The organism is Mycolicibacterium austroafricanum (assembly GCF_902705885.1).
Lineage (GTDB): Bacteria > Actinomycetota > Actinomycetes > Mycobacteriales > Mycobacteriaceae > Mycobacterium > Mycobacterium vanbaalenii_A.
Genome location: NZ_CACSIP010000006.1, coordinates 63,094 through 83,095 on the forward strand (window position 1 = coordinate 63,094; position 20,002 = coordinate 83,095).

Sequence of the window (20,002 nt, forward strand, 5' to 3'; positions counted from 1 at the left end):
GGCCGGCGTCAGATCTTGCGGATGACGGTGACCACCTTGCCGAGCACGGCGGCATCGTTGCCGGGAATCGGGTCGAACGCCGGATTGTGCGGCATCAGCCACACCTGACCCCGGGTGCGCTTGAGTGTCTTCACGGTGGCCTCGCCGTCGATCATCGCCGCGACGATGTCACCGTTGTCGGCGTCGCTCTGCTGCCGGACGACGACCCAGTCGCCGTCGCAGATCGCGGCGTCGATCATGGATTCGCCGACCACCTTCAGCAGGAACAGCGAGCCCTCGCCGACGAGTTCCCTGGGGAGTGGGAACACGTCTTCGACGGCCTCCTCGGCCAGGATGGGGCCGCCGGCCGCGATCCGTCCGAGGACGGGCACGAACGTGGGTTCGGGCAGTGCATCGGACCCTGACACGTCGGTGGTGACGATCGGCGGGGCGCTGTCCTCAGGGCTGCGCACGTCGACTGCACGGGGGCGATTGGCGTCGCGTCGAAGAAACCCCTTGCGCTCGAGGGTGCGCAGTTGGTGGGCGACCGAGGAGGTGGACGTCAAACCGACCGCGTCGCCGATCTCTCTGATGCTCGGCGGATACCCGCGGGTGGTCACCGAGGCGCGGATGACGTCCAGAATGGTGCGCTGGCGCTCGGTCAGTCCCGCCTCACGTGGCCGGAGCTCACTCGCGCCGGCCGAGCTGTCGCTGCTGTCATCGCTCATGAACCCGAATGTAACCCGGACCGGCTCGATAATCAAACATGTGTTCGAGGCGTGTTGTCGGCCCGCGCGTTGCGGTCCCACTGCCGATCGGCGGTCCATCGGACATGTCGGTGGGGTGCTCTAACGTTCGCAACAGTTCGATCACGTGTTCTATTCATCGAACACATGATCGACTATGGTTCGAACACAAGAGCGAACTCCTCGACCGAAAGGGCAGACAGATGACGATCCTCCACACCCATGAGGTCTGGAACGACCTCGAAGCCGACGGTGCGCTCCGCGACCGGGGCCGCGAGATCCCGGGCACCGTGATCGAGCGGCCGCGGGTCCGCCCGGCCGCAGCGCGGCGGTCGGCCCCGCTGCGGCCGGGCGGGGCGCCGGTGCGCCACCGCGGTACCGGCGTCCTCGTCTCGAGGGCCTCTCATCGGCGGCGGCCGATCACCCCTGCCACCACCGTGCTGCTGGCCCTGATCGCCGGTGTGATCACGATCTGGCTCGGCCTGGTGGCCCAGTCCGGCGGGGTGGTGGGCACCGACGCCGAGATCCCGGGTCGGCTGGCGGTGGTTCAGGTGCACACCGGAGAGTCGTTGCAACAGGTCGCGCAGCGCGTGGCGCCCGATGCGCCGGTCGGTGAAGTCGTCGACCGGATTCGCGAACTGAACGAACTCGAATCGGTGACCTTGGCGGCGGGGCAGACGCTGATCGCTCCGGTCGCCTGATCCGCCGCAGTTTCCGAATGCCCTGCTGCTCAAGCACGCTGAGGACCTCTGTCGTGAAGTACGCGCCAATCGGTCCGCCCTCGAGCCGGCCACAGATCACGCAGGTACGCTCGAGGGCGTTCGAAGCGGTTGTCCGTCGGTGCGGCGAAGGAGCGGTGATGCACTGTCCGTTCTGCCGTAATCCCGACTCCCGCGTCGTCGATTCCCGCGAGACCGACGAAGGGCAGGCGATTCGTCGGCGCAGGTCGTGCCCCGAGTGTGGGCGGCGATTCACCACCGTCGAGACCGCCGTACTCGCGGTGGTCAAGCGCAGCGGTGTGACCGAGCCTTTCAGTCGGGAAAAGGTCATCAAAGGTGTGCGTCGCGCCTGTCAGGGCCGCCAGGTCGACGACGACGCTCTCAACCTGCTGGCACAGCAGGTCGAGGATGCGGTGCGGGCGACGGGCTCGCCGGAGGTGCCGAGTCACGAGGTGGGCCTGGCCATCCTCGGCCCGTTGCGCGACCTCGACGAGGTGGCCTATCTGAGATTCGCCTCGGTCTATCGGTCATTTTCTTCCGCCGAGGATTTCGAGCGGGAGATCCAGGCGTTGCGTGCGCATCGCGACGTGGCGGCGCACGGCCAGCCGGCTCAGTCGATCTGACGCATCCCGTCGTCGGCGACCCGCCCGGCGACCCGCACCCAGCCTTCCGGACTCCAGGTGGTGTGGATTACGGAACCCTGGCCCTGAACGATGGTCAGGTCGCGGCTGAGGTACTCGGTGATGCGCACCGCGGCCGCACCGGTGGCCTCGTCCTCGCGCACCCCGAGTCGCGGTGCGAACATCCTCGCCCTGATCGTGCTCGCGGATTCGTCCAGCCAGGTCCACAGGTAGTGCTCGACCTCGTCGCCGTAGTCGTCGGGGTCGACGGCCGCCAGGTCGTCGGGTGTGGCGAGGTCGTAAATCGAGAAGTCGGGCGCCCACTCGGCGCGGGCACTGACCGATGTCAGGTCGTCGGTGTAGCTCACCTGCACGATCCCGGCCGGTACCTGCAGGGTCCGCACAGGTGTGCCCTTGTGCTTGAGCCACCAGGATGCGCCCACGGTGGGGTGTCCGGCGAACGGGAGTTCGGTGGTGGGGGTGTAGATGTGGGCGTGGGCGGTGCTGCTCCCCGTGTCTGGCAGCGTGACGAAGATGGTTTCGCTGTAACCCAATTCGGTCGCGACGCGTTGCCGGTCAGCCGGGTCCACGGCGGTCGACTCCACCACGCCCAGCGGGTTGCCGAATCGGCCGTCCTGGTCGGTGAATACGCGCAGCACTGTCACGTCGATGGCCATGCTGCCGATGCTACGTGCTGGCCCGGCGACCAACCGGCGATCTGACGGCGCGAAGGTCAGGTGGCGCTGCGTTCGTCGCCACCCATTGCGTCCAGCACTGCCACGCGGGTGTCCACCGAACCGGAGATCGCACCCTCGGTGATGCCTGCCCGCAGCAGGCCGCGGAGGTAATCCTGGTCGTAGACGGCGGGTTCAGTGGAATCGATGAACCTCTGGACGACCTCGACGAAGCGGTCCGGGTCGTCGTGGAACGGAAAATGGCCCGAACCCTCGAAGATCTCCAGCTGTGAGCCCGGCATCGCGGCGTGTGCCATCTCGGCGTGGCTGACGGGGATGACCGAGTCGCTTCTACCCCAGATCAGTTGCACCGGAACCGATTGAGTGAGGTAGCAGCGGTCGAGCATGGTCACCACTTGGCCGCGCCAATCGACCACTGCGCGCAGTGTGCGGGCGAATGCCGAGGAAGCGGTGGGTTCGGGCAGGTCGGCGAGGATGCGCAACATGTTGGGGATGTCGCGGCCCATCCCGGTCGATCCGAACATCGTGCCGCTTGCGCGTCCGACGAGTTGCAAGGCGGGCAGCACCAGCGGAAGCCGTAGCAACGCCAGCGCCTCACTGCCCATGGGCAAGGAGGCGATCCGCAGCGCGATGTTCACTTCCTTGGTGACGCCTCCGGCGCCGACGAGGATCAATCGGTCGACCAGTTGCGGAAACTGGTAGGCGAATTGCATCGCCACGCCGCCGCCGAGTGAGTGACCGATCACGGTGGCGCTGTCGATGCCGAGCACACTGAGCAGGTCGCGGATGCCGTTGGCGTAGGCAGCCACCGAGTAGTCCGCCCGAGGTTTGTCGGATTTGCCGTGACCGAGGAGGTCGGGCGCGATGACGGTGTATCGCTGCGCGAGTTTGGCCTGCACCGTGCTCCAGGTGGTGGAGTTGTCGCCGATGCCGTGGATCAGAAGGATCGCCGGACCGGATCCCGCCACCCGGAAGGCCCTGCGGTAGCCGTGGATGGTCCGGTAGTGCAACGCGGGGGTGCATTCCCGCACGGAGCGCAGGTTGGGCTTGCGGTCTGTCACTGCGCGAACCTGCTGGTCACGGTCATGTCGCCCACTTCGTCGTCGGGACCGATGGCAGCTACCTCGGCTAGGGACTCCCGGTGGGATCGTCCCCGTCTTTCCTGTCGTTCTCACCGGTCTGCTGAGCGAGGAATCGTTCGAACTCGGCGCCGAGTTCATCCCCGCTGGGCAAATCCTCGTCGTGCGCCAGAAGGGACCGGTTCTCCTGGGCGGCAACGAATGCATCGTACTGGCGCTCCAGCGCCTCCACCACCTGAGCTACTTCCGGGCTGGCGGCAACCTGCTCATTGATCTTGTCGTGGACCTCGGCGGCAGCCTGGGCCAGCGCGGCCGTCGGGATCTGCAGCGATCCACTCCTGGCGACCTCTGCCAGCAGCGTTTCCGCGGCAGAGGGGTAATCGGTTTGCGCCAGGTAGTGGGGGATGTGCACGGTGAACCCGACGACCTCATGTCCGTGCTGGGCCATCCGGAACTCGAGCAGGCTCGAGACGCTGCCGGGGACCTGCACCTCGCCGACCCAGGGCTGGTGTCCGGCGATCAGCTCCTTGTCATTGGAGTGGGCGGTCAGCGTGATCGGCCGGGTATGCGGCACCGCCATGGGGATGGCGCCCAGACCGATGACCCGGCGCACCCCGAGCCGCTCGGTCAGCAGCCGCACCGCGGTGATGAAGCGCTCCCAGCGCAGGTCGGGTTCCAAGCCGGCGAGCAGCAGAAACGGGGTCCCGACGCTGTCGTGCAACGCGTAGAGGTTGAGTTCGGGGTCGTCGTAGTGGGTGAAGTGGTCGGTCTTGAACGTCATCAACGGCCGCCGCGACCGGTAGTCGAGCAGTTCGTCGATCGCAAACGACGCCACCAACTCGGTGTCGAGGGTGTTCTTGAGGTGTTCGGACGCCAGCCGGATCGCCCGGCCCGCGTCGGAGAAGCCCTCGAGGGCGTGGATCAACACCGGGCCGCGGCCGTCTGCGGCCCAGAGCTGGGGGGCGGGGAACTCGAGTTCGTACATGCCTGTCTGCTCAGGTTGGTACTGCTGACCTGGGTCGTCGGTGTTCTCAGCCATATCTGCCTCCTTGCCACTGTGGTCGCGACAGTGGGTGTCGTTCGCACTGTGTCTTACCAGTGTCCCGCACGTGGGGTTCCCCGCCACTGCGGTATACCCCCGGCACCCATTTGTTCGAACGCGCTCACACCCTTGTCACATTCCGTACCCGGCGGAGACCGACGTGGCTCAGGACCGGAACTGGTGCAGCGCGCGCAGCTTGTTCATCACGTCCAGCGCCGCGACCTTGTAGGCCTCGGAGAAGGTCGGATAGTTGAAGACGGCGTCGACGAGATACTCGACGGTGCCGCCACAGCCCATCACGGCCTGGCCGATGTGCACCATCTCGGTGGCGTTGCTGCCGAAGATGTGGACACCGAGCAGGCGCAGATCCTCGGTGGAGACCAGCAGTTTGAGCATGCCGTAGGAATCGCCGGCGATCTGGCCACGAGCCAGCTCGCGGTACCGGGACACACCGACCTCGTAGGGCACCGCCTCCTTGGTCAGGTCGACCTCGGTCGCCCCGACGTAGGACACCTCCGGGATGGAGTAGATCCCGATGGGCTGAAGTTCGGTCATCCCCTTGCAGGGTTCACCGAACGCGTGGTACGCGGCCAGCCGGCCCTGGTCCATCGACGTCGCGGCCAGGGCTGGGAAACCGATGACATCGCCGACGGCGTAGATGTGGTCGACCTTGGTCTGATAGTTGTCGTCGACGAAGATGCGGCCGCGGTTGTCGGCCTCCAGGCCGGCGTTGGGGAGGNCGAGATGATCGGTCTGGCCCTGCCTGCCCGCTGAGTACATGACGGTCTCGGCCGGGATCTGCTTGCCGCTGGCCAGCGTCGTCACGGTGCCCGCAGCGCCCACGTCGACGGCGGTGACCTCTTCGCTGAACCGGAAGGTGACGGCCAGGTCGCGCAGGTGGAACTTCAGCGCCTCGATGATCTCCGGGTCGCAGAACTCCAGCATGTTGGCCCGCTTCTCGACGACGGTGACCTTGGTGCCCAAGGCCGCGAACATCGAGGCGTACTCGATGCCGATGACTCCGGCGCCGACCACGACCATCGAGCCGGGGATGGATTTGAGGTCGAGGATGCCGTCGGAGTCGAGCACCCGGTTCTCGTCGAACTCGACACCGATCGGGCGGGCGGGTTTGGTGCCAGTGGCGATGACCACGTAGCGGCCGCTGACGGTGACGCGTTCGGCGCGGCCGGGATCGTCGACGTGGATGGTGTGCGCGTCGATGAACCGGGCGTGTCCGACGTAGAGCTCGATGCGGTTGCGCATCAGTTGTGAGCGCACGACGTCGATCTCCTTGCCGATGACGTGCTGGGTGCGTGCCAGGAGGTCGGCCGGGGTGATCTTCTCCTTGACGCGGTAGCTGGCGCCGTAGAGCTCACGCTGGCTCATCCCGGTGAGATAGACGACGGCCTCACGCAGTGTCTTCGACGGGATGGTGCCGGTGTTGACACACACCCCGCCCAGCATCAGGCCGCGTTCGATCACGGCGACAGACTTGCCGAGTTTCGCCGCGGCAATGGCTGCCTTCTGCCCACCCGGGCCGGACCCGATCACGACGAGGTCGTATTCCTGCGTGGAACCCATGCCACAAGATCTACGCCGGTTGCCCAGGTCTCGCATGTCGGCCGACGTCAACTCCAGGTGAACTCTCGTCACTCGAGCGGGCTGCGATCCCCAATCGCGATTCCATCCACAGTTCGGGTCCGGCACGGCGCCGACGGCGCCTCGCCGTCGGCAGGTGTTGCGAGGTTGGCGGTATGACCACAACACACCGCCCCGATAATCCGCTCGACCGACCCGGCGTCCTGATTGCGGCACTGCCCGCTGTGCTCGGGTTCGTCCCCGAGAACTCGCTGGTGCTGGTGACCGCTGCACACGGTGAGATGGGCGCGGTGATGCGTGCCGACCTCTCCGAAGGAGCGGACTATTCGCTGAGTCACCTCGCCGAACTGGCGGCCGCCTCGCGAGCGGAGATCGCGATCGCGGTGATCGTCGACAACGAGGGCGCGGCATGCCAGATGTGCGCAGACGAGTACCGGGAGTTGACGCACGAACTGGCCGTCGAGCTCGCGCGGTGGGACGTCGAACTGGCCGCCGCGCACGTGGTCGACAAAGTCGCCGCAGGTGGGCGGTGGTACTGCGCGGACGGATGCGGCAGCGCCGGGGTGGTCGAGGATCCAGCGGCATCACCCATCGCTGTCGCTGCGGTGCTGGACGGTCGGCGGCTCTACGCCCGGCGCTCAGAGTTGGTCGCCGTGGTCGCCCAAGCCGATCCCGAACGCAGCGCCGCGCTCGCCCGGGGGATCGACGCGGCCGGTGCGCTGGCTACCGACCGTCCGGATGCTCAGGCCAGAAGCGACATCGAGCACGCCCTGGCCTGCGCCGAACAGCTCACCGACGGCCGCCCGCTGGCCGACGAGCAGCTGACACGGCTGGCGTTGGCACTGACCGATCCTCGGGTGCGCGACACCCTGTACGCCCTGGCCGTCGGCGACCATGCGGGCGCGGCCGAATCGTTGTGGGCCGACCTTGCCCGTCTGTTGCCCGAGCCGTGGCGAGTGGAAGCGCTGGTACTGCTGGCGTTTTCGGCCTACGCGCGGGGTGACGGTCCGCTTGCGGGGATCTCTCTGGACGCTGCGCTGCGGTGCGCGCCGTCGCATCGGATGGCCGGCATGCTCGATCACGCGTTGCAGTCGGGAATGCGGCCCGAGCAGATACGGGAACTGGCCCGCACCGGTTACCGGCTGGCCAAACAACTCGGGGTGCGGCTGCCGCCGAAGCGGTTGTTCGGCCGCCGGGCGGGCTAGCGTGCGCGCCGGGTCAGACCTTCTCGACCTTGACCGTGTGGGCCATCTCGTGCGGGAGTTCGACCTGCTCGTGGCCCGGGATGACGATCATCACGCCACCGTGGTTGTTGACTTCGACGGTCACGCGGGCGTTGGGCACCACACCGGCGTCCTTCAGCCGCGCGATCAACTCGGCGTCGCCCTGGACATGCTCGGTGAGCTGGCGCACCACCACCGCCACGGGCATCCCGGCGGGCAGCTCGGTCAGGCGAACCAGGCTGATCGTCTCGTTGATCAGGTCGTCGCCGACGCCGAGCTCGGACAGCCCGGGGATCGGGTTGCCGAACGGGGACGTGGTCGGGTTGTTGAGCACCTGGACCAACCGGCGCTCGACATCCTCGCTCATCACGTGCTCCCACCGGCACGCCTCGGCGTGTACTTCTTCCCAGGGCAGCCCGATGACGTCCACCAGGAGCCGTTCGGCCAGCCGGTGCTTGCGCATCACCGCGACCGCCAGCCCCCGGCCCTTGTCAGTCAACTCCAGGTGACGATCGCCCGCGACGTGCAGGAGCCCGTCCCGCTCCATCCGCGACACGGTCTGGCTCACGGTGGGTCCACTCTGATCGAGACGTTCCGCGATCCGCGCGCGCAGCGGGATTACGCCCTCTTCCTCGAGGTCGTAAATGGTTCGCAGATACATCTCGGTGGTATCGACCAGATCGTTCATTCGCACACCCTCCGTCTGAGGCGAGTCTACCGGTCGACCCGCTGAACAGCGGTGCTTCACCTGGCGACACGGGCCAGACAAGCAACGGTGAAGACAGAAAGCCCGCCGAGAATCCGGCGGGCTTTCCGTGGTGATCTGGCTACGTGGTCTGGCTACGTGGTCTGGCTGGGGTCGGGCTAGCTGGCGTAGGAACGCAGCCTGTCGGCGCGCTCCCCGTTGCGCAGCTTGGCCATCACTTCCCGCTCGATCTGGCGCACCCGCTCCCGGGAGAGCCCGAACAACTTGCCGATCTGATCCAGGGTGCGGGGCTGGCCGTCGTCGAGGCCGAACCGCAGCCGGATCACCTGCTGTTCGCGCTCGTCCAGCGTCGTCAGCACATAGCGAATGTCGGTGTGCAGCAATTCGGAGATCACGGCGTTCTCAGCCGACATCGCCTCGGCGTCTTCGATGAAGTCGCCCAACGGAGCCTCCTCGTCGCTGCCGACGGGCATGTCGAGGCTCACCGGGTCGCGGCTGTGCGACAACAGGTCGGCGATCTTCTCCGCCGGGATACCCGACTCTTCGGCCAGTTCCTCATCGGTGGCGTCGCGCCCCAGGTTCTGATGCATCTCGCGCTTGATCCTGGCGAGCTTGTTGACCTGCTCGACGAGATGGACGGGCAGACGAATGGTGCGGCTCTGGTCGGCCATCCCGCGGGTGATCGCCTGGCGGATCCACCACGTGGCGTACGTCGAGAACTTGAACCCCTTGGCGTAGTCGAACTTTTCCATCGCGCGGATCAGCCCGAGGTTGCCCTCCTGGATGAGGTCGAGCAGCGGCATCCCGCGCCCGGTGTAGCGCTTGGCCAGCGAGACGACCAGGCGAAGGTTGGCTTCGAGCAGGTGACGCCGCGCCGCCTCACCGTCGCGCACCACGGCCGCGAGATCGCGCTTGCGGTTGTCGCCGAGACGCTTGCGGGTGTCGAGCAGATGCTGGGCGTACAGACCCGCCTCGATTCGCTTGGCGAGTTCGACCTCGTCGGCCGCGTTGAGCAGCGCGGTCTTGCCGATGCCGTTCAAGTAGACGCGCACCAGGTCTGCGGCTGGGCTCTGGGCATCCAGATCTTGGTCGAAGCGACTGCTGGTGGCATTTGCCATTACGGCCTCCTGATCGGGTCGAACTTTCAAGAGCTACAACGCTCTATGAGTTCAAAGAGTTCCCAACCTCAGCGCCGCTCACACCTGCTGAGCTGCGGTTTTCGGAGCTCGACCTGAGAATGTGCTGAGAAGTGATCCCAGCGGCGCTCAGCGGGGAACGTCGCCGCGGAATTCGTCTGCTTCGTACCCGGAGTGCTCGGCTTCGGTCCGCGGCCACTGGGCAGTCGTGCCCTCGAGCGAGGGACGCTCGGCTGTCGGGAACAGCGGGATGCGTCGCTTCGAGTCGTACCGCCGGGGTTCCTCGGCGCGTCTGGGGGGACGGTCGTTGGCGATCAGCACAGCCATCCACGGCAGCGGGATCGACAGCACGATGATCGCCAGGGAGATGAGGCCGTTGTGCCAGATGCCATAGGCCGCCGCAGCGAGGATCAATGCAGGAATGCGGAACGACATCAGCGTGAGGTACTTACGTACCCGGGCGCGGTGCTGTTCTTCGTGGGCGAGCGCGGCCCGGGTGATCAACACGGGCCGACCGTCGTCGTCGAAACTCAGCTCCTGGCCTTGTTTCATCACTCCACTGTTGCACATCGGGGCCTGGTGTGCCGGTGACGTTTCTTACCGAACTGTGGCGAGGCAGAATGGTGGCATGCAAACGCAGACCATCGAGCGCACCGACACCGACGAACGCGTCGACGACGGGACTGACGACGACACCCCCAAGGTCTTCCATTACGTCAAGAAGGACAAGATCGCCGAGAGCGCGGTGATGGGCACGCACGTCGTCGCGCTGTGCGGTGAGGTGTTCCCGGTCACCCGGTCGGCCAAGCCCGGTTCGCCGGTGTGCCCGGACTGCAAGCAGATCTACGAGCAGCTCAAGAAGTAGCGGCGTCGCCCTTGGCGACCACGGCGGGCGCGTCGTCGGCAGGCGCGGGGTCCGGTCGGGGGGTTTCGGCCGGTAGCGCGGTGGGTGCGCCGCTGAAGGCGCTGGCTTTCGACTCCAGCCACCACCGAAGGCGTTTGGCATGGGTGGCCTGCGCCGGCCACTCCTCCTCGATCGCGGCGTTCAACTCCGCGCCGAACATGATCGCGAAGCCGAGGAAGAACGCGAACAGCAGGAATGCGATCGGTGTGGCCAGCGCGCCGTAGGTGTAACCGGTGCTGGTGATCCAGGTCAGATAAACCCGCAGCGCCCACGTCGCCACCAGGAAGACCACCGCGGCCAGCACCGCGCCATACACCAGCCGGTGCGACGGCAGCGGGTTGGGCAGCGACACCCGGTAGAGCAGGTTCACCGCCACCACCAGCGCCAGGAACAGCACCGGGTAGTAGCCGAAACGAAGAAAGTGATCCCAGCTGTCGGGGATGAACTCGGCGATCTTGCGCGGGCCCAGCGCGAGGAACGGGGCGGTGACGATGGCGCCGACCAGCATCACCACGTACAAGCCCAGCGCGTAGAACCGCTGCCGTACGGGATGGCGGAGCGGGGTCTGCCCGTGGGCCTCGGTGATCGAGTCGACGAACGCCGAGATGGCCGACGAACCCGCCCACAGCGAGATGACGAATCCCAGCGACACCACCTCGCCCCGGGCGCCCTTGATGATGTCGCGCACCGTCGGCTCGATGATCTCGACGACCACGTTGGGGGAAAAGAAGCGCCCGGCGGTGCTGACCAGCTGGCTCTGGATCATCGGCAGGGTGTCCGGGCCGAACAGAGGCGCGACGTAGGCCAAACTGCCCAACATCCCCAGCAGCAAGGGGGGCAGCGACAGTGCGCACCAGAAGGCAGCCTGTGCCGACTCCGAGAAAATCGAGTCGTCCCAACTTTTTGCCAGAGTCCGGCCGGTGATGTGCCGAAAGTGGTGGCGCGAGGGCCTCGGCCGCTGCGTGGGCGGTGCTGACTGGTCACTCATGACCAGTCCAGCATCGCCGATGGGCCGTTACGGCTCCAACTGGCTCACTTCGAGGACCGCGGCCAGCTCAACCAACTTGGCCTCGTGTTCGTTCGCGTGATGCTGGCAGAACAGCAACTCGGCGCCCGACGGCAGCTTCGCCCGTACGCGGGCCGCGGCGCCACAACGGTCGCAGCGGTCAGCCTTGGTCAATTCGGGACTGGTCAGCGTTGCGGTCATGGCACCTCCATAGGATGTGGCGACGTTCTTCTACTCTGTCAGACGCTTGGGGTTCCGGCCTTGTTCCCCGGGGGTTTACGGGTGTGTCGTGTCTCACGGATGTATGTGTTGCGACAAGAGGGGGCCAGCGGTATGACCGACGTCCTGGTTCATCTGTGCTCTGCGTCGCAATGGGACGCGGCCCGCCGGTCGGGCGAACTGCGCCCGGATTCGCTCGACGCGGTGGGCTTTGTGCACCTGTCGACACCGGAGCAAGTGCATCTGCCCGCCAATCGGCTCTACGCCGGCCGGACAGATCTGATGCTGCTCCGCATCGACGCTGCACGTCTCTCCTCTCCGGTCCGGTGGGAACGCGGAGTTCCCACCGATCCCGCGGGAATGGTGTTCCCACATTTGTATGGACCCCTACCGGCGGCAGCTGTGATAAGCGTCACGCCCTACCGTTGCGGGCCCGATGGCCGGTTCCCGCCGCGCGGAGCCTGACCTGTCCGGATCAAACACATTGCAGCACAACGTATTTCACTACCGCGCCGTGGGCGTTCTCGGTGCTGTCGCGGAGCCCGCGGTGGCGGGCGGGTTGTGACTCAATACACTGACCCGTCGTGGGAATACTGTTTGGCTTCGCGCCGTGGATCGTCTACTGGGTGCTCGTCGGCAACGTCCCCTTCGTCACCGCGGTGCTCGTGGCCTTTGCGGTGGCGATCGCGGCCGTGGTCGTCTCCCGGCTCAGTGACTCGCCCGGGCGGACGATGGAGATCGGCGCTGTCGCTACGTTTTTCCTCCTGACAGTGCTCACCCTGGTGGTCAGCCAGGACTTCATGGAGCGCTGGATCCAGCCGCTGAGCACCGTCGGGATCTTCCTGGTGGCCCTGGTCAGTGCGCTGATCGGTAGGCCGTTCGTCCGCGAGTTCGCCGTGGTTGGTCAGCCCAAGGAGGTGATCGAGAGCGAGCCTTTCGCCCGGATCACCTCGTTGCTGACCTGGATCTGGATAGCGGCGTTCGGCGGCATGGCGCTGTCGTCGGTGATCCCACCGATCCTGCGGGGTGACGCGACCATTCTGGACACCCGTACGCCGTTGTCTTTCGTCTGCTACTGGGTGGTGCCGTTCGCACTGCTGGGCGTCGCGGCGTTGCTGACGCGGGTGCTGCCGGACCGGATGGTGCCGGCGGCGGACGATGTCGTTCGCAAGACCACTTTCGTCGCGTTCGCCGAGGCAGAGATCGATCAACTGATCTACCTGGCCACCGAGCACGCCAACCGCGAAGTGGGAGCGGGCAAGGAGGCCTACGACATCAGGATCGGCAGCAAAGGCATTCCGCTTGTCGGCGACGAGACGCGCGAATCCTGGCCATCGTCGTACAAGGTGCGCGACCGCAAACGCTGATCGCCGCGTGCCGCCGGCCTCCCGTCCGGCGTTGTCACTGTTCTTTGCGGTATTCGCAGCGATCCGACCGGTACCGTGCGGCGATCGGGCACGTCCGCGAACGCCGTGGGTCGCCAATCCGGTCCAGCTACCGCGACTTCCGAATGTGGATGCTGTGTCAGCTAATTCAAGCCGCAACACGGTACACCGCTGCGACAAGGTAATTGACCAAGTCGGCGATTTGCCATGTTAGATTTCGGCGGATTCCGGAGACCGAGCAGACCAGGGGGAACTGCGCATGGCTCAACGCCGCCGCACCGCACGTGACGTGATCGACCGCAGCAGTGTCGGAGGGCGCAGCAGTGTCGGAGGGCGAGGAGTCTCCGCCCACCGCTGGGTCGCCGCCGGTGCGGGAAGCGCGGCGGCAGTCGGCATCGGGGTGTTGCTGTCCACCCAGACCGGGGCCCCGGCGGCTCCGGTCCGCGCCGTCGAGCTGGCCTCGTTCGATGCGCTGTTGGCGCCGCAGACGCCGGTGTCCGATGAGCTGTGGTGGATATCACCGGGGAGCCAGCGCGCGTCGGGCGGTTCGGATACCCGGTCGGCGGCAGCGGTTCCGATGATCGGCGACGGTGGTTGGCTGATCGGTGACGGTATCGACGCCGCCGCCGACTGTGCGGGCTCAGCGTGCAACGGCGGCAACGGCGGGCTGCTGTGGGGCGGCGGTGGTGACGGGGCCAACGGCGGACGGGGCGGAAACGCCGGGTTGTTGGGCGGTGACGGCGGCCGCGGCGGTGACGGTGTGCGGGCCGGTCAGGCCGGCGGCGACGGCGGTAGCGCCGGACTGCTCGCCGGCGACGGCGGTGACGGTGGCCACGGCGCAGCCGGTGCCGAGGGCATTGCGGGCGGGCACGGCGGATCGGGCGGTGCCGCCGGCCTGCTGTTCGGCGACGGCGGTGCTGGTGGTGACGGCGGCGACGGCGGGAAAGGCCTAGACGGAAGCAATCCCGCGGCCGGTGGCAGCGCCTCGACCGGGACCCCGAACTTCTTGGGGTCGACGGGGCTGCTGCACTCCAACAATGTTGTCGACGGCATGCTGATCGGCCGAATGGGCGGCCGCGGCGCCGACGGCGCGGCCGGTACGAACCAGTCCGGTGGTCAGGGTGGCCAAGGTCAAGGGGTGACGCCGTGGTTCGCCGCTCCGCACGACTTCAGCGTCAGTGGTGCGGGTGGTGACGGTGGCGACGGCGCCGGCGGCGGGCGGGGCGGCGACGGCGGTGACGCCGGTCTCGCGCAGGGATTCTCACCCACCGTCGCGGTCTTCGGATCTGACGGCGGCGCCGGGGGCGACGGCGGCACCGGCGCCCGTGGTGGCGACGGCGGTGACGGTGGCGATGTCAAGGTCGGTCCCACCCTCGGCTTCGGCGGGCCCGGCGGTGCCGGCGGCAACGGTGGCACAGGCGCGGCAGGTGCGCTGGGCACCAGCGGCGGAGACGGCGGGGCGGGCGGCCGCGGCGGCCGGCTCACCGGTAGTGGCGGAGCCGGTGGTTCCGGGGGAGCGGGCGGCACCGGCGGTGACGGCGCGGTCGGCGGTGACGGTGGCTCCGGCGGCGACGGTGGCGCCGACGTCTCCGATTCCGCAGGCGGGACGGTGAAACCCGGTCAGGGCGGCCGCGGCGGATTCGGCGGTTCCGGCGGCGACGGTGGTGATGGTGGCCCCGGCGGCGCCCCTGGCACGGGCGGAGCCGGCAGTGCCCAGGGCCCGGCCGGTCGCGACGGTGACCGGGGAGCGACCGGCGGCGGGGGATCGGGCGGTTTCGGCGGCAGTGGCGGTGGCGGCGGCGCGGCCGGCGACGGTGCCGCAGGTGATTCCGGAAGCGCCGGCAGTGCCGGTAGCGGGCCGACGGGCAGCAGCGGCGGCTCCGGGGGACAGGGTGGCAGCGGCGGCGACGGAAGCCGCGGCTCAGGCGACAGCGGCGACTGAACCGGGCCGGCTCAGATCGGCGACGCCTCGAGGATCGACGTCGGGGTTGCGGTGCTCACCACCCGGTCGAGCCGGAAACCGGCCTGTGCCAACAGATTGCGTGTTCTGCCCGGGTGCGTTCCCGGCCGCCCGAGGTCACCAGCATCTCCAGGTCGAGCAGGAACGCCAGGGACAGTGTCGGGCGGTCCGGCAGCACCATCTCGAACAGCAGCAGTTTGCAATCCTGCCCGCACGCGGTCGATCCCTTGACCAAACGAGTCGGCGGTCCCTTGGTGTGACCGGCACTGCTCAGTCCAGTGCTCAGTCCAGGTAGTCGCGCAACACCTGGGAGCGGCTGGGGTGCCGCAACTTCGACATCGTCTTGCTCTCGATCTGGCGGATGCGCTCCCGCGTCACCCCGTAGACCTGGCCGATCTCGTCGAGAGTCCGTGGTTGTCCGTCGGTCAGGCCGAAACGCAGCCGGACGACCCCCGCCTCGCGTTCGGACAGCGTCTCCAGCACCGACTGCAGCTGATCCTGCAGCAGCGTGAACGACACCGCGTCCACGGCCACCACGGCTTCGCTGTCCTCGATGAAGTCCCCGAGTTGCGAATCGCCCTCGTCGCCGATGGTCTGGTCCAGGGAGATGGGCTCACGCGCGTACTGCTGGATCTCCAGCACCTTCTCCGGCGTGATGTCCATTTCCTTTGCGAGTTCCTCGGGCGTCGGCTCACGACCGAGGTCCTGGAGGAGTTCGCGCTGGATGCGGCCGAGCTTGTTGATGACCTCGACCATGTGCACCGGGATGCGGATGGTGCGGGCCTGGTCGGCCATCGCGCGCGTGATGGCCTGGCGGATCCACCAGGTCGCGTAGGTGGAGAACTTGTAGCCCTTGGTGTAGTCGAACTTCTCCACCGCGCGGATCAGGCCCAGGTTGCCTTCCTGGATGAGGTCCAGGAACGCCATGCCGCGGCCGGTGTAGCGCTTGGCCAGCGACACCACCAGGCGCAGGTTGGCCTCGAGCAGATGGTTCTTGGCGCGGTCACCGTCACGGCAGATCCACTGGTAGTCGCGGCGCTGCGCCGTCGTCAGCTTCTCGCCCCGCTCGGCGAACTCCGTCATCAACTGCGTGCAGTAGAGGCCGGCCTCGATGCGCTTGGCGAGCTCGACCTCTTCCTCGGCGTTGAGCAGCGCGACCTTGCCGATCTGCTTGAGGTAGGCGCGAACCGAATCGGCCGAGGCCGTCAGCTCGGCGTCTTTGCGGGCCTGCCGCAGCGCCTCGGATTCCTCTTCGTCCCAGACGAAATCTCCGGAGGCCTTGTCCTTCTCCGAGGGTTCGGCGATCCCGTCGTCCTCGGCGTCGTCGACCTTGGCGGCCTTGCCGGCGGCCTTCGGCGCGGCCTTGGTGGTGCCGTCGGCGTCATCGGCCGCGTCTTCGGTGTCGTCGTCGCTCGCCTCGTCGGAGGCGTCGTCGTCGACGACGATGTCCTCGAGGTCGAGGTCGGTCTCGTCGACCTCCAGATCGTCACCCGGCTCGACGACCACGTCCTCGGTGGTGTCGGAGTCGGCAAGATCCTCGTCGGCCCCCTCGACGGCAGGTGCGGTCGCCTTCTTGGCGCGACCCCGGGCGGCCGGCGTGTCGCCTTTCGCCGCACCCGGCTTGGTGGTCTTCGCCGCAGCGCTCTTCGCGCCCTTCTTGGCCGGCGCGGAGCCGTTCGCCGACTTCGCCGGCGCAGCCTTTTTTGCGGGGGCTTTGGTGGCGGTGCGCTTCACCGGCTCATCGGTTGCCGGGCTTGCCTTTGTCGCTGCCACGTACACCCTTTCGGTCGTGCTGGTTCCGGCGCGCACACGTGCGCCACCGAAAAGTGTCGGCTATGTCGAATGTCGGCGTTGATCTCAACTCGGGATGCTTCGCCGCTACTCGGTAGGCGGCCGCCGTCGACCATTGTAACGACAGTGTGGGTCGGTGCCGCGCCGAGCGGCAAATTTGACGCCGCCACACCGGGTTCACCCGGAGGTTACTAGTGAGTAGCGGTGACGTCGGTCTCGGCAGCCATGGCGGCACCGACGATGCCCGCGGTGTTCTGCAGGGCCGCCGCGACCACCGGCGTCCGGTTCTGCAGCAGCGGAATCCATTTGTGGGCCTTGCGGCTGATGCCCCCGCCGGCGATGAACAGATCCGGCCAGATCGCGTTCTCGATCGCCACCAGCACTTTCGTGACTTCTTCCGTCCAGCGCTCGTACGACCATTCCTTGCGATCCTTGACCGAACTGGCGGCGCGGTGCTCGGCCTCTTTGCCGCCGACCTCGAGGTGCCCGAACTCGGTGTTGGGCAGGAGCACGCCGTTGTGGATGACGGCCGAGCCGATTCCCGTGCCGAACGTCAGCAGCACGATGACGCCCGTGTTGTCCCGCCCCGCACCGAATTTCTCTTCGGCGAGTCCGGCCGCGTCGGCATCGTTGAGCACCGTCACATCCCGCCCGCCCAGCGCCCCGCCGACGACCTCGCGCGCGTCGGCACCGATCCACCCCTTGTCGACGTTGGCGGCTGTGCGCACGATCCCGTCGGTCACCACCCCGGGGTAGGTCACCCCCAGCGGGCCCTGCCAGTCGAAATGCGCGACGACCTCGGCGATGGTCTCGGCGACTGCCGCCGGCGTCGCCGGCTGGGGGGTGAGCACCTTGAACCGCTCACCGATCAACGAGCCGGTGTCCAGGTCGACGATGCCGCCCTTGACGCCGCTGCCGCCGACGTCGACGCCGAAACCGCGGCGCTGCTGCCCGGAACCGGATTCGGTACCGGCTGGACCGGATTGAGTGGCGGTCATGCGAGCTCCTCTGCGCAGGTGCGTCCCACACACTATCGGCTCGCCCATGGAGATGCGGGTCGGTCCTGCATCCCCGGATCGTCCGCGGTCGCCGGGTGTGTTGCGATGGGTGTGTGACCCCGATGGACACCGCAGCTGTGGAGCTTCGTTCGTTGGCCGAGCAGTTGGCCTCGGAGGCGGCGGCGTTCGTCAGGAGGCGCCGCGCGGAGGTTTTCGGTGCCGGGGGCGAGGTTGTTGGCGCCGGGGGCGAGGTTGTTGGCGCCGGGGGCGAGGTTGTTGGCGCCGGGGGCGACGACGAATCGGCAGCGCGTGCGGTGCGCGCCGTGAGTTTCAAGAGCACCGCGACCGACCCGGTCACCGTGGTCGACACCGAGACCGAACGGCTGCTGCGGGACCGGCTCGCCGAACTGCGCCCGGGGGAGCGCATCCTCGGAGAAGAGGAGGGCGGGCCTACGGAACCGGCGGACGGGGAGCTCACCTGGGTGCTCGACCCCATCGACGGCACGGTGAATTTCTTGTACGGGATCGAGGCGTATGCGGTGTCGGTCGGTGTGCAGCGCGGCGGGGTCTCGGTCGCCGGAGCAGTCGCCGACGTGGCTGCGGGCGCGGTGTACTCGGCGGCGCGGGGACATGGCGCCCGCCTGCTCCGCGACGGCGTCGTGAGTGGGTTGCGCTGCAGTGCGCTGACCGACCTGCCGATGGCGCTGGTGGGCACCGGCTTCGGCTACCGGCCCGAACTACGCCGCCGACAGGGCGAGGTCGTCGCCGGACTGCTGCCGCGGGTGCGTGATCTGCGCCGGATCGGTTCGTGCGCATTGGACCTGTGCATGGTGGCCGCGGGCAGGCTGGACGCCTACTACGAAGAAGGCGTCCATGTGTGGGATTGGGCGGCCGGGGCGCTGATCGCCACCGAGGCGGGGGCACAGGTGCGATTGCCACCGTCGGTGGACGGCCCCGGTCTGGTGGTGGCCGCGGCGCCGGGAATCAGCGCGGCGCTGACCGACGCGCTGCGGGACTGCGGCGCTATGTAGCTCCGTGGCCGCGGACCGTCGCTGCGCGGGTGGGCCCGATCAACACGTTCCGGTGTGGATCTTGGACAGCAACGCCGGGTCGGCGGGCTGGGTGGCGTCGGGCAGCAGGCTCGCGAGCACGGCATCGATGTCGTCACCGCGGCTCAGCTCGGTGAAGTCGGTGCCCAGGGCGAGGTCGACGGTGTCTTCGGTGCGCTCATCCTGGAACAGCTCGGTGCACGGGGCCACCAGCCAGACCGCGGCTGCCGCGGCCCGCCCGGACGGTCCGAACCGGATCTGCCCCTGGCAGGCCAGCCGCGCCGTCTCGTAGATCGGGTCGTTGTCCGCCTCGGGTTCGGCGAAACCGAGGTCGCGCAGCGCTCCGGCGACTTCGGCGGCCTGCCCACCCTGGCCGCTGGCGTTGAGTACCCGGACGTTGGTGTCGGCGAGCTTGGCCGGCGTCACGTCGGTCATCTCGGCGCGGGGAACCTGTTCGCCCAGCCGGGGTGTGAACGCGTTCGGGTCAGCGGGCGTGGGGGGCGGGTTGCAGACCGCCGCCTCGCGGACCTCCGGCGGACGCGACAGCGCGATCATCCAGACGAGTGCGGTCACGACGGCCAGGGATGCGAACAGCACGATCCCGGGCAGAAAGCTGCGGCGGCGGAAGGGTCGTCCGTGCTTGTCGAACGCCGTTCCCTCGGTGATTTGCGCGACCACGTTGTGCACTCTAAGCGCAGCGACTACCGGGGCTCCGACCGGCGCGTTCGTGGATGTGATGTAAATCACAATAGAAGCGGTGGCATTCCGGGCACGAATCATTTGGCGGATGCGTTCGACGCTGGTACAAAGCACTGCTGCACTAGCTCCACGGAGGGGACACAGATGGCGACTGACTACGACGCCCCACGGCGCACCGAGACCGATGACGTTTCCGAGGACTCACTCGAAGAACTGAAGGCACGGCGCAACGAGGCCCAGTCGGCGGTGGTCGACGTTGACGAATCCGAGTCCGCCGAATCGTTCGAGCTGCCCGGTGCCGATCTTTCCGGCGAGGAGTTGTCGGTACGGGTGATTCCCAAGCAGGCCGACGAGTTCACCTGCTCGAGTTGCTTCCTGGTCCATCACCGCAGCCGACTGGCCAGCGAGAAGAACGGCCGGATGATCTGCACCGATTGCGCCGCCTGA

At 67.7% G+C, this 20,002-nt stretch carries 23 protein-coding genes; 9 read left to right on the forward strand and 14 right to left on the reverse strand.

The window, feature by feature from the left end:
• Positions 1-8 precede the first annotated feature (8 nt).
• Entirely contained in the window at positions 9-707 is a 699-nt protein-coding gene (gene lexA / locus BEMPMBAN_RS05780; protein ID WP_159229458.1) for a transcriptional repressor LexA, read from the reverse strand.
• Between the two features lie 221 nt (positions 708-928).
• Here lexA and BEMPMBAN_RS05785 point away from each other — a divergent pair, with 221 nt between their 5' ends.
• The gene (locus BEMPMBAN_RS05785; RefSeq protein WP_159229460.1) at positions 929-1,426 is read left to right on the forward strand and encodes a LysM peptidoglycan-binding domain-containing protein; all 498 of its coding nucleotides are present in this window, start codon (positions 929-931) and stop codon (positions 1,424-1,426) included.
• A gap of 158 nt (positions 1,427-1,584) precedes the next feature.
• The gene (gene nrdR, locus BEMPMBAN_RS05790) at positions 1,585-2,067 is read left to right on the forward strand and encodes a transcriptional regulator NrdR (RefSeq protein ID WP_159229462.1); all 483 of its coding nucleotides are present in this window, start codon (positions 1,585-1,587) and stop codon (positions 2,065-2,067) included.
• Here nrdR and BEMPMBAN_RS05795 read toward each other — a convergent pair.
• From BEMPMBAN_RS05795 to sthA, 4 genes are all read right to left on the reverse strand, one after another.
• Positions 2,055-2,741 (reverse strand): PhzF family protein, encoded by a 687-nt coding sequence (locus tag BEMPMBAN_RS05795; RefSeq protein ID WP_159229464.1) that lies wholly within the window; start codon positions 2,739-2,741, stop codon positions 2,055-2,057. The genes nrdR and BEMPMBAN_RS05795 overlap by 13 nt on opposite strands.
• A gap of 56 nt (positions 2,742-2,797) precedes the next feature.
• On the reverse strand, positions 2,798-3,820 hold the full coding sequence (locus tag BEMPMBAN_RS05800) for an alpha/beta fold hydrolase (RefSeq protein WP_159229465.1): 1,023 nt from the start codon (positions 3,818-3,820) through the stop codon (positions 2,798-2,800).
• 67 nt (positions 3,821-3,887) lie between these two features.
• Positions 3,888-4,877 (reverse strand): proteasome assembly chaperone family protein, encoded by a 990-nt coding sequence (locus tag BEMPMBAN_RS05805; RefSeq protein WP_159229467.1) that lies wholly within the window; start codon positions 4,875-4,877, stop codon positions 3,888-3,890.
• Between the two features lie 168 nt (positions 4,878-5,045).
• The gene (gene sthA, locus BEMPMBAN_RS05810; protein ID WP_159229469.1) at positions 5,046-6,461 is read right to left on the reverse strand and encodes a Si-specific NAD(P)(+) transhydrogenase; all 1,416 of its coding nucleotides are present in this window, start codon (positions 6,459-6,461) and stop codon (positions 5,046-5,048) included.
• 173 nt (positions 6,462-6,634) lie between these two features.
• On the opposite strand from sthA, the gene BEMPMBAN_RS05815 reads away from it, so the two are divergent.
• Positions 6,635-7,684 carry a DUF4192 domain-containing protein gene (locus BEMPMBAN_RS05815; protein WP_159229470.1) on the forward strand — a complete coding sequence of 350 codons (1,050 nt, stop codon included), beginning with the start codon at positions 6,635-6,637 and terminating at the stop codon, positions 7,682-7,684.
• A 13-nt stretch (positions 7,685-7,697) separates the two neighbouring features.
• Here the strand turns inward: BEMPMBAN_RS05815 and BEMPMBAN_RS05820 are convergent, their stop codons facing one another.
• The 3 genes from BEMPMBAN_RS05820 to BEMPMBAN_RS05830 all read right to left on the reverse strand — a co-directional run bounded on the left by BEMPMBAN_RS05820 (position 7,698) and on the right by BEMPMBAN_RS05830 (position 10,096).
• Positions 7,698-8,390, reverse strand: a complete 693-nt coding sequence (locus tag BEMPMBAN_RS05820) for an iron-dependent transcriptional repressor DtxR (RefSeq protein WP_159229473.1) — start codon at positions 8,388-8,390, stop codon at positions 7,698-7,700.
• 176 nt (positions 8,391-8,566) lie between these two features.
• Positions 8,567-9,526, reverse strand: coding sequence for a sigma-70 family RNA polymerase sigma factor (locus BEMPMBAN_RS05825; protein ID WP_159229475.1), 960 nt, complete (start codon positions 9,524-9,526; stop codon positions 8,567-8,569).
• A 147-nt stretch (positions 9,527-9,673) separates the two neighbouring features.
• Positions 9,674-10,096 carry a DUF3099 domain-containing protein gene (locus tag BEMPMBAN_RS05830; RefSeq protein WP_159229477.1) on the reverse strand — a complete coding sequence of 141 codons (423 nt, stop codon included), beginning with the start codon at positions 10,094-10,096 and terminating at the stop codon, positions 9,674-9,676.
• A gap of 76 nt (positions 10,097-10,172) precedes the next feature.
• On the opposite strand from BEMPMBAN_RS05830, the gene BEMPMBAN_RS05835 reads away from it, so the two are divergent.
• Complete coding sequence (locus BEMPMBAN_RS05835) at positions 10,173-10,409, forward strand: DUF3039 domain-containing protein (RefSeq protein ID WP_159229478.1); 237 nt, start codon at positions 10,173-10,175, stop codon at positions 10,407-10,409.
• Here the strand turns inward: BEMPMBAN_RS05835 and BEMPMBAN_RS05840 are convergent.
• Positions 10,399-11,436 (reverse strand): YihY/virulence factor BrkB family protein, encoded by a 1,038-nt coding sequence (locus BEMPMBAN_RS05840; RefSeq protein ID WP_159229480.1) that lies wholly within the window; start codon positions 11,434-11,436, stop codon positions 10,399-10,401. The genes BEMPMBAN_RS05835 and BEMPMBAN_RS05840 overlap by 11 nt on opposite strands.
• 27 nt (positions 11,437-11,463) lie before the next feature.
• Positions 11,464-11,655: a DUF7455 domain-containing protein gene (locus BEMPMBAN_RS05845; protein WP_159229482.1), complete on the reverse strand. Its 192-nt coding sequence runs from the start codon at positions 11,653-11,655 to the stop codon at positions 11,464-11,466.
• Positions 11,656-11,787: 132 nt separating this feature from the next.
• Here BEMPMBAN_RS05845 and BEMPMBAN_RS05850 point away from each other — a divergent pair, with 132 nt between their 5' ends.
• The 3 genes from BEMPMBAN_RS05850 to BEMPMBAN_RS32900 all read left to right on the forward strand — a co-directional run bounded on the left by BEMPMBAN_RS05850 (position 11,788) and on the right by BEMPMBAN_RS32900 (position 15,000).
• On the forward strand, positions 11,788-12,138 hold the full coding sequence (locus BEMPMBAN_RS05850) for a DUF952 domain-containing protein (protein WP_159229483.1): 351 nt from the start codon (positions 11,788-11,790) through the stop codon (positions 12,136-12,138).
• A gap of 119 nt (positions 12,139-12,257) precedes the next feature.
• Positions 12,258-13,040 (forward strand): hypothetical protein, encoded by a 783-nt coding sequence (locus BEMPMBAN_RS05855; RefSeq protein WP_159229485.1) that lies wholly within the window; start codon positions 12,258-12,260, stop codon positions 13,038-13,040.
• A gap of 277 nt (positions 13,041-13,317) precedes the next feature.
• Positions 13,318-15,000, forward strand: a complete 1,683-nt coding sequence (locus BEMPMBAN_RS32900; protein WP_159229487.1) for a hypothetical protein — start codon at positions 13,318-13,320, stop codon at positions 14,998-15,000.
• A gap of 55 nt (positions 15,001-15,055) precedes the next feature.
• Here the strand turns inward: BEMPMBAN_RS32900 and BEMPMBAN_RS05865 are convergent, their stop codons facing one another.
• The 3 genes from BEMPMBAN_RS05865 to ppgK form a co-directional block, all read right to left on the reverse strand.
• A complete protein-coding gene (locus BEMPMBAN_RS05865; protein ID WP_159229489.1) occupies positions 15,056-15,253 on the reverse strand; it encodes a class I SAM-dependent methyltransferase in 198 nt (65 codons plus the stop codon).
• A gap of 47 nt (positions 15,254-15,300) precedes the next feature.
• Positions 15,301-16,791 carry an RNA polymerase sigma factor gene (locus tag BEMPMBAN_RS05870; protein ID WP_234897309.1) on the reverse strand — a complete coding sequence of 497 codons (1,491 nt, stop codon included), beginning with the start codon at positions 16,789-16,791 and terminating at the stop codon, positions 15,301-15,303.
• Positions 16,792-17,000: 209 nt separating this feature from the next.
• Complete coding sequence (gene ppgK, locus BEMPMBAN_RS05875; protein ID WP_159229492.1) at positions 17,001-17,807, reverse strand: polyphosphate--glucose phosphotransferase; 807 nt, start codon at positions 17,805-17,807, stop codon at positions 17,001-17,003.
• A 122-nt stretch (positions 17,808-17,929) separates the two neighbouring features.
• Here ppgK and BEMPMBAN_RS05880 point away from each other — a divergent pair, with 122 nt between their 5' ends.
• Positions 17,930-18,838 carry an inositol monophosphatase family protein gene (locus BEMPMBAN_RS05880; RefSeq protein WP_159229494.1) on the forward strand — a complete coding sequence of 303 codons (909 nt, stop codon included), beginning with the start codon at positions 17,930-17,932 and terminating at the stop codon, positions 18,836-18,838.
• A gap of 39 nt (positions 18,839-18,877) precedes the next feature.
• Here BEMPMBAN_RS05880 and cei read toward each other — a convergent pair whose 3' ends face one another.
• Entirely contained in the window at positions 18,878-19,534 is a 657-nt protein-coding gene (gene cei / locus BEMPMBAN_RS05885; protein WP_159229496.1) for an envelope integrity protein Cei, read from the reverse strand.
• A gap of 165 nt (positions 19,535-19,699) precedes the next feature.
• Between cei and BEMPMBAN_RS05890 the strand changes: the two genes are divergently transcribed.
• Positions 19,700-20,002 carry a DUF4193 domain-containing protein gene (locus BEMPMBAN_RS05890; protein WP_159229497.1) on the forward strand — a complete coding sequence of 101 codons (303 nt, stop codon included), beginning with the start codon at positions 19,700-19,702 and terminating at the stop codon, positions 20,000-20,002.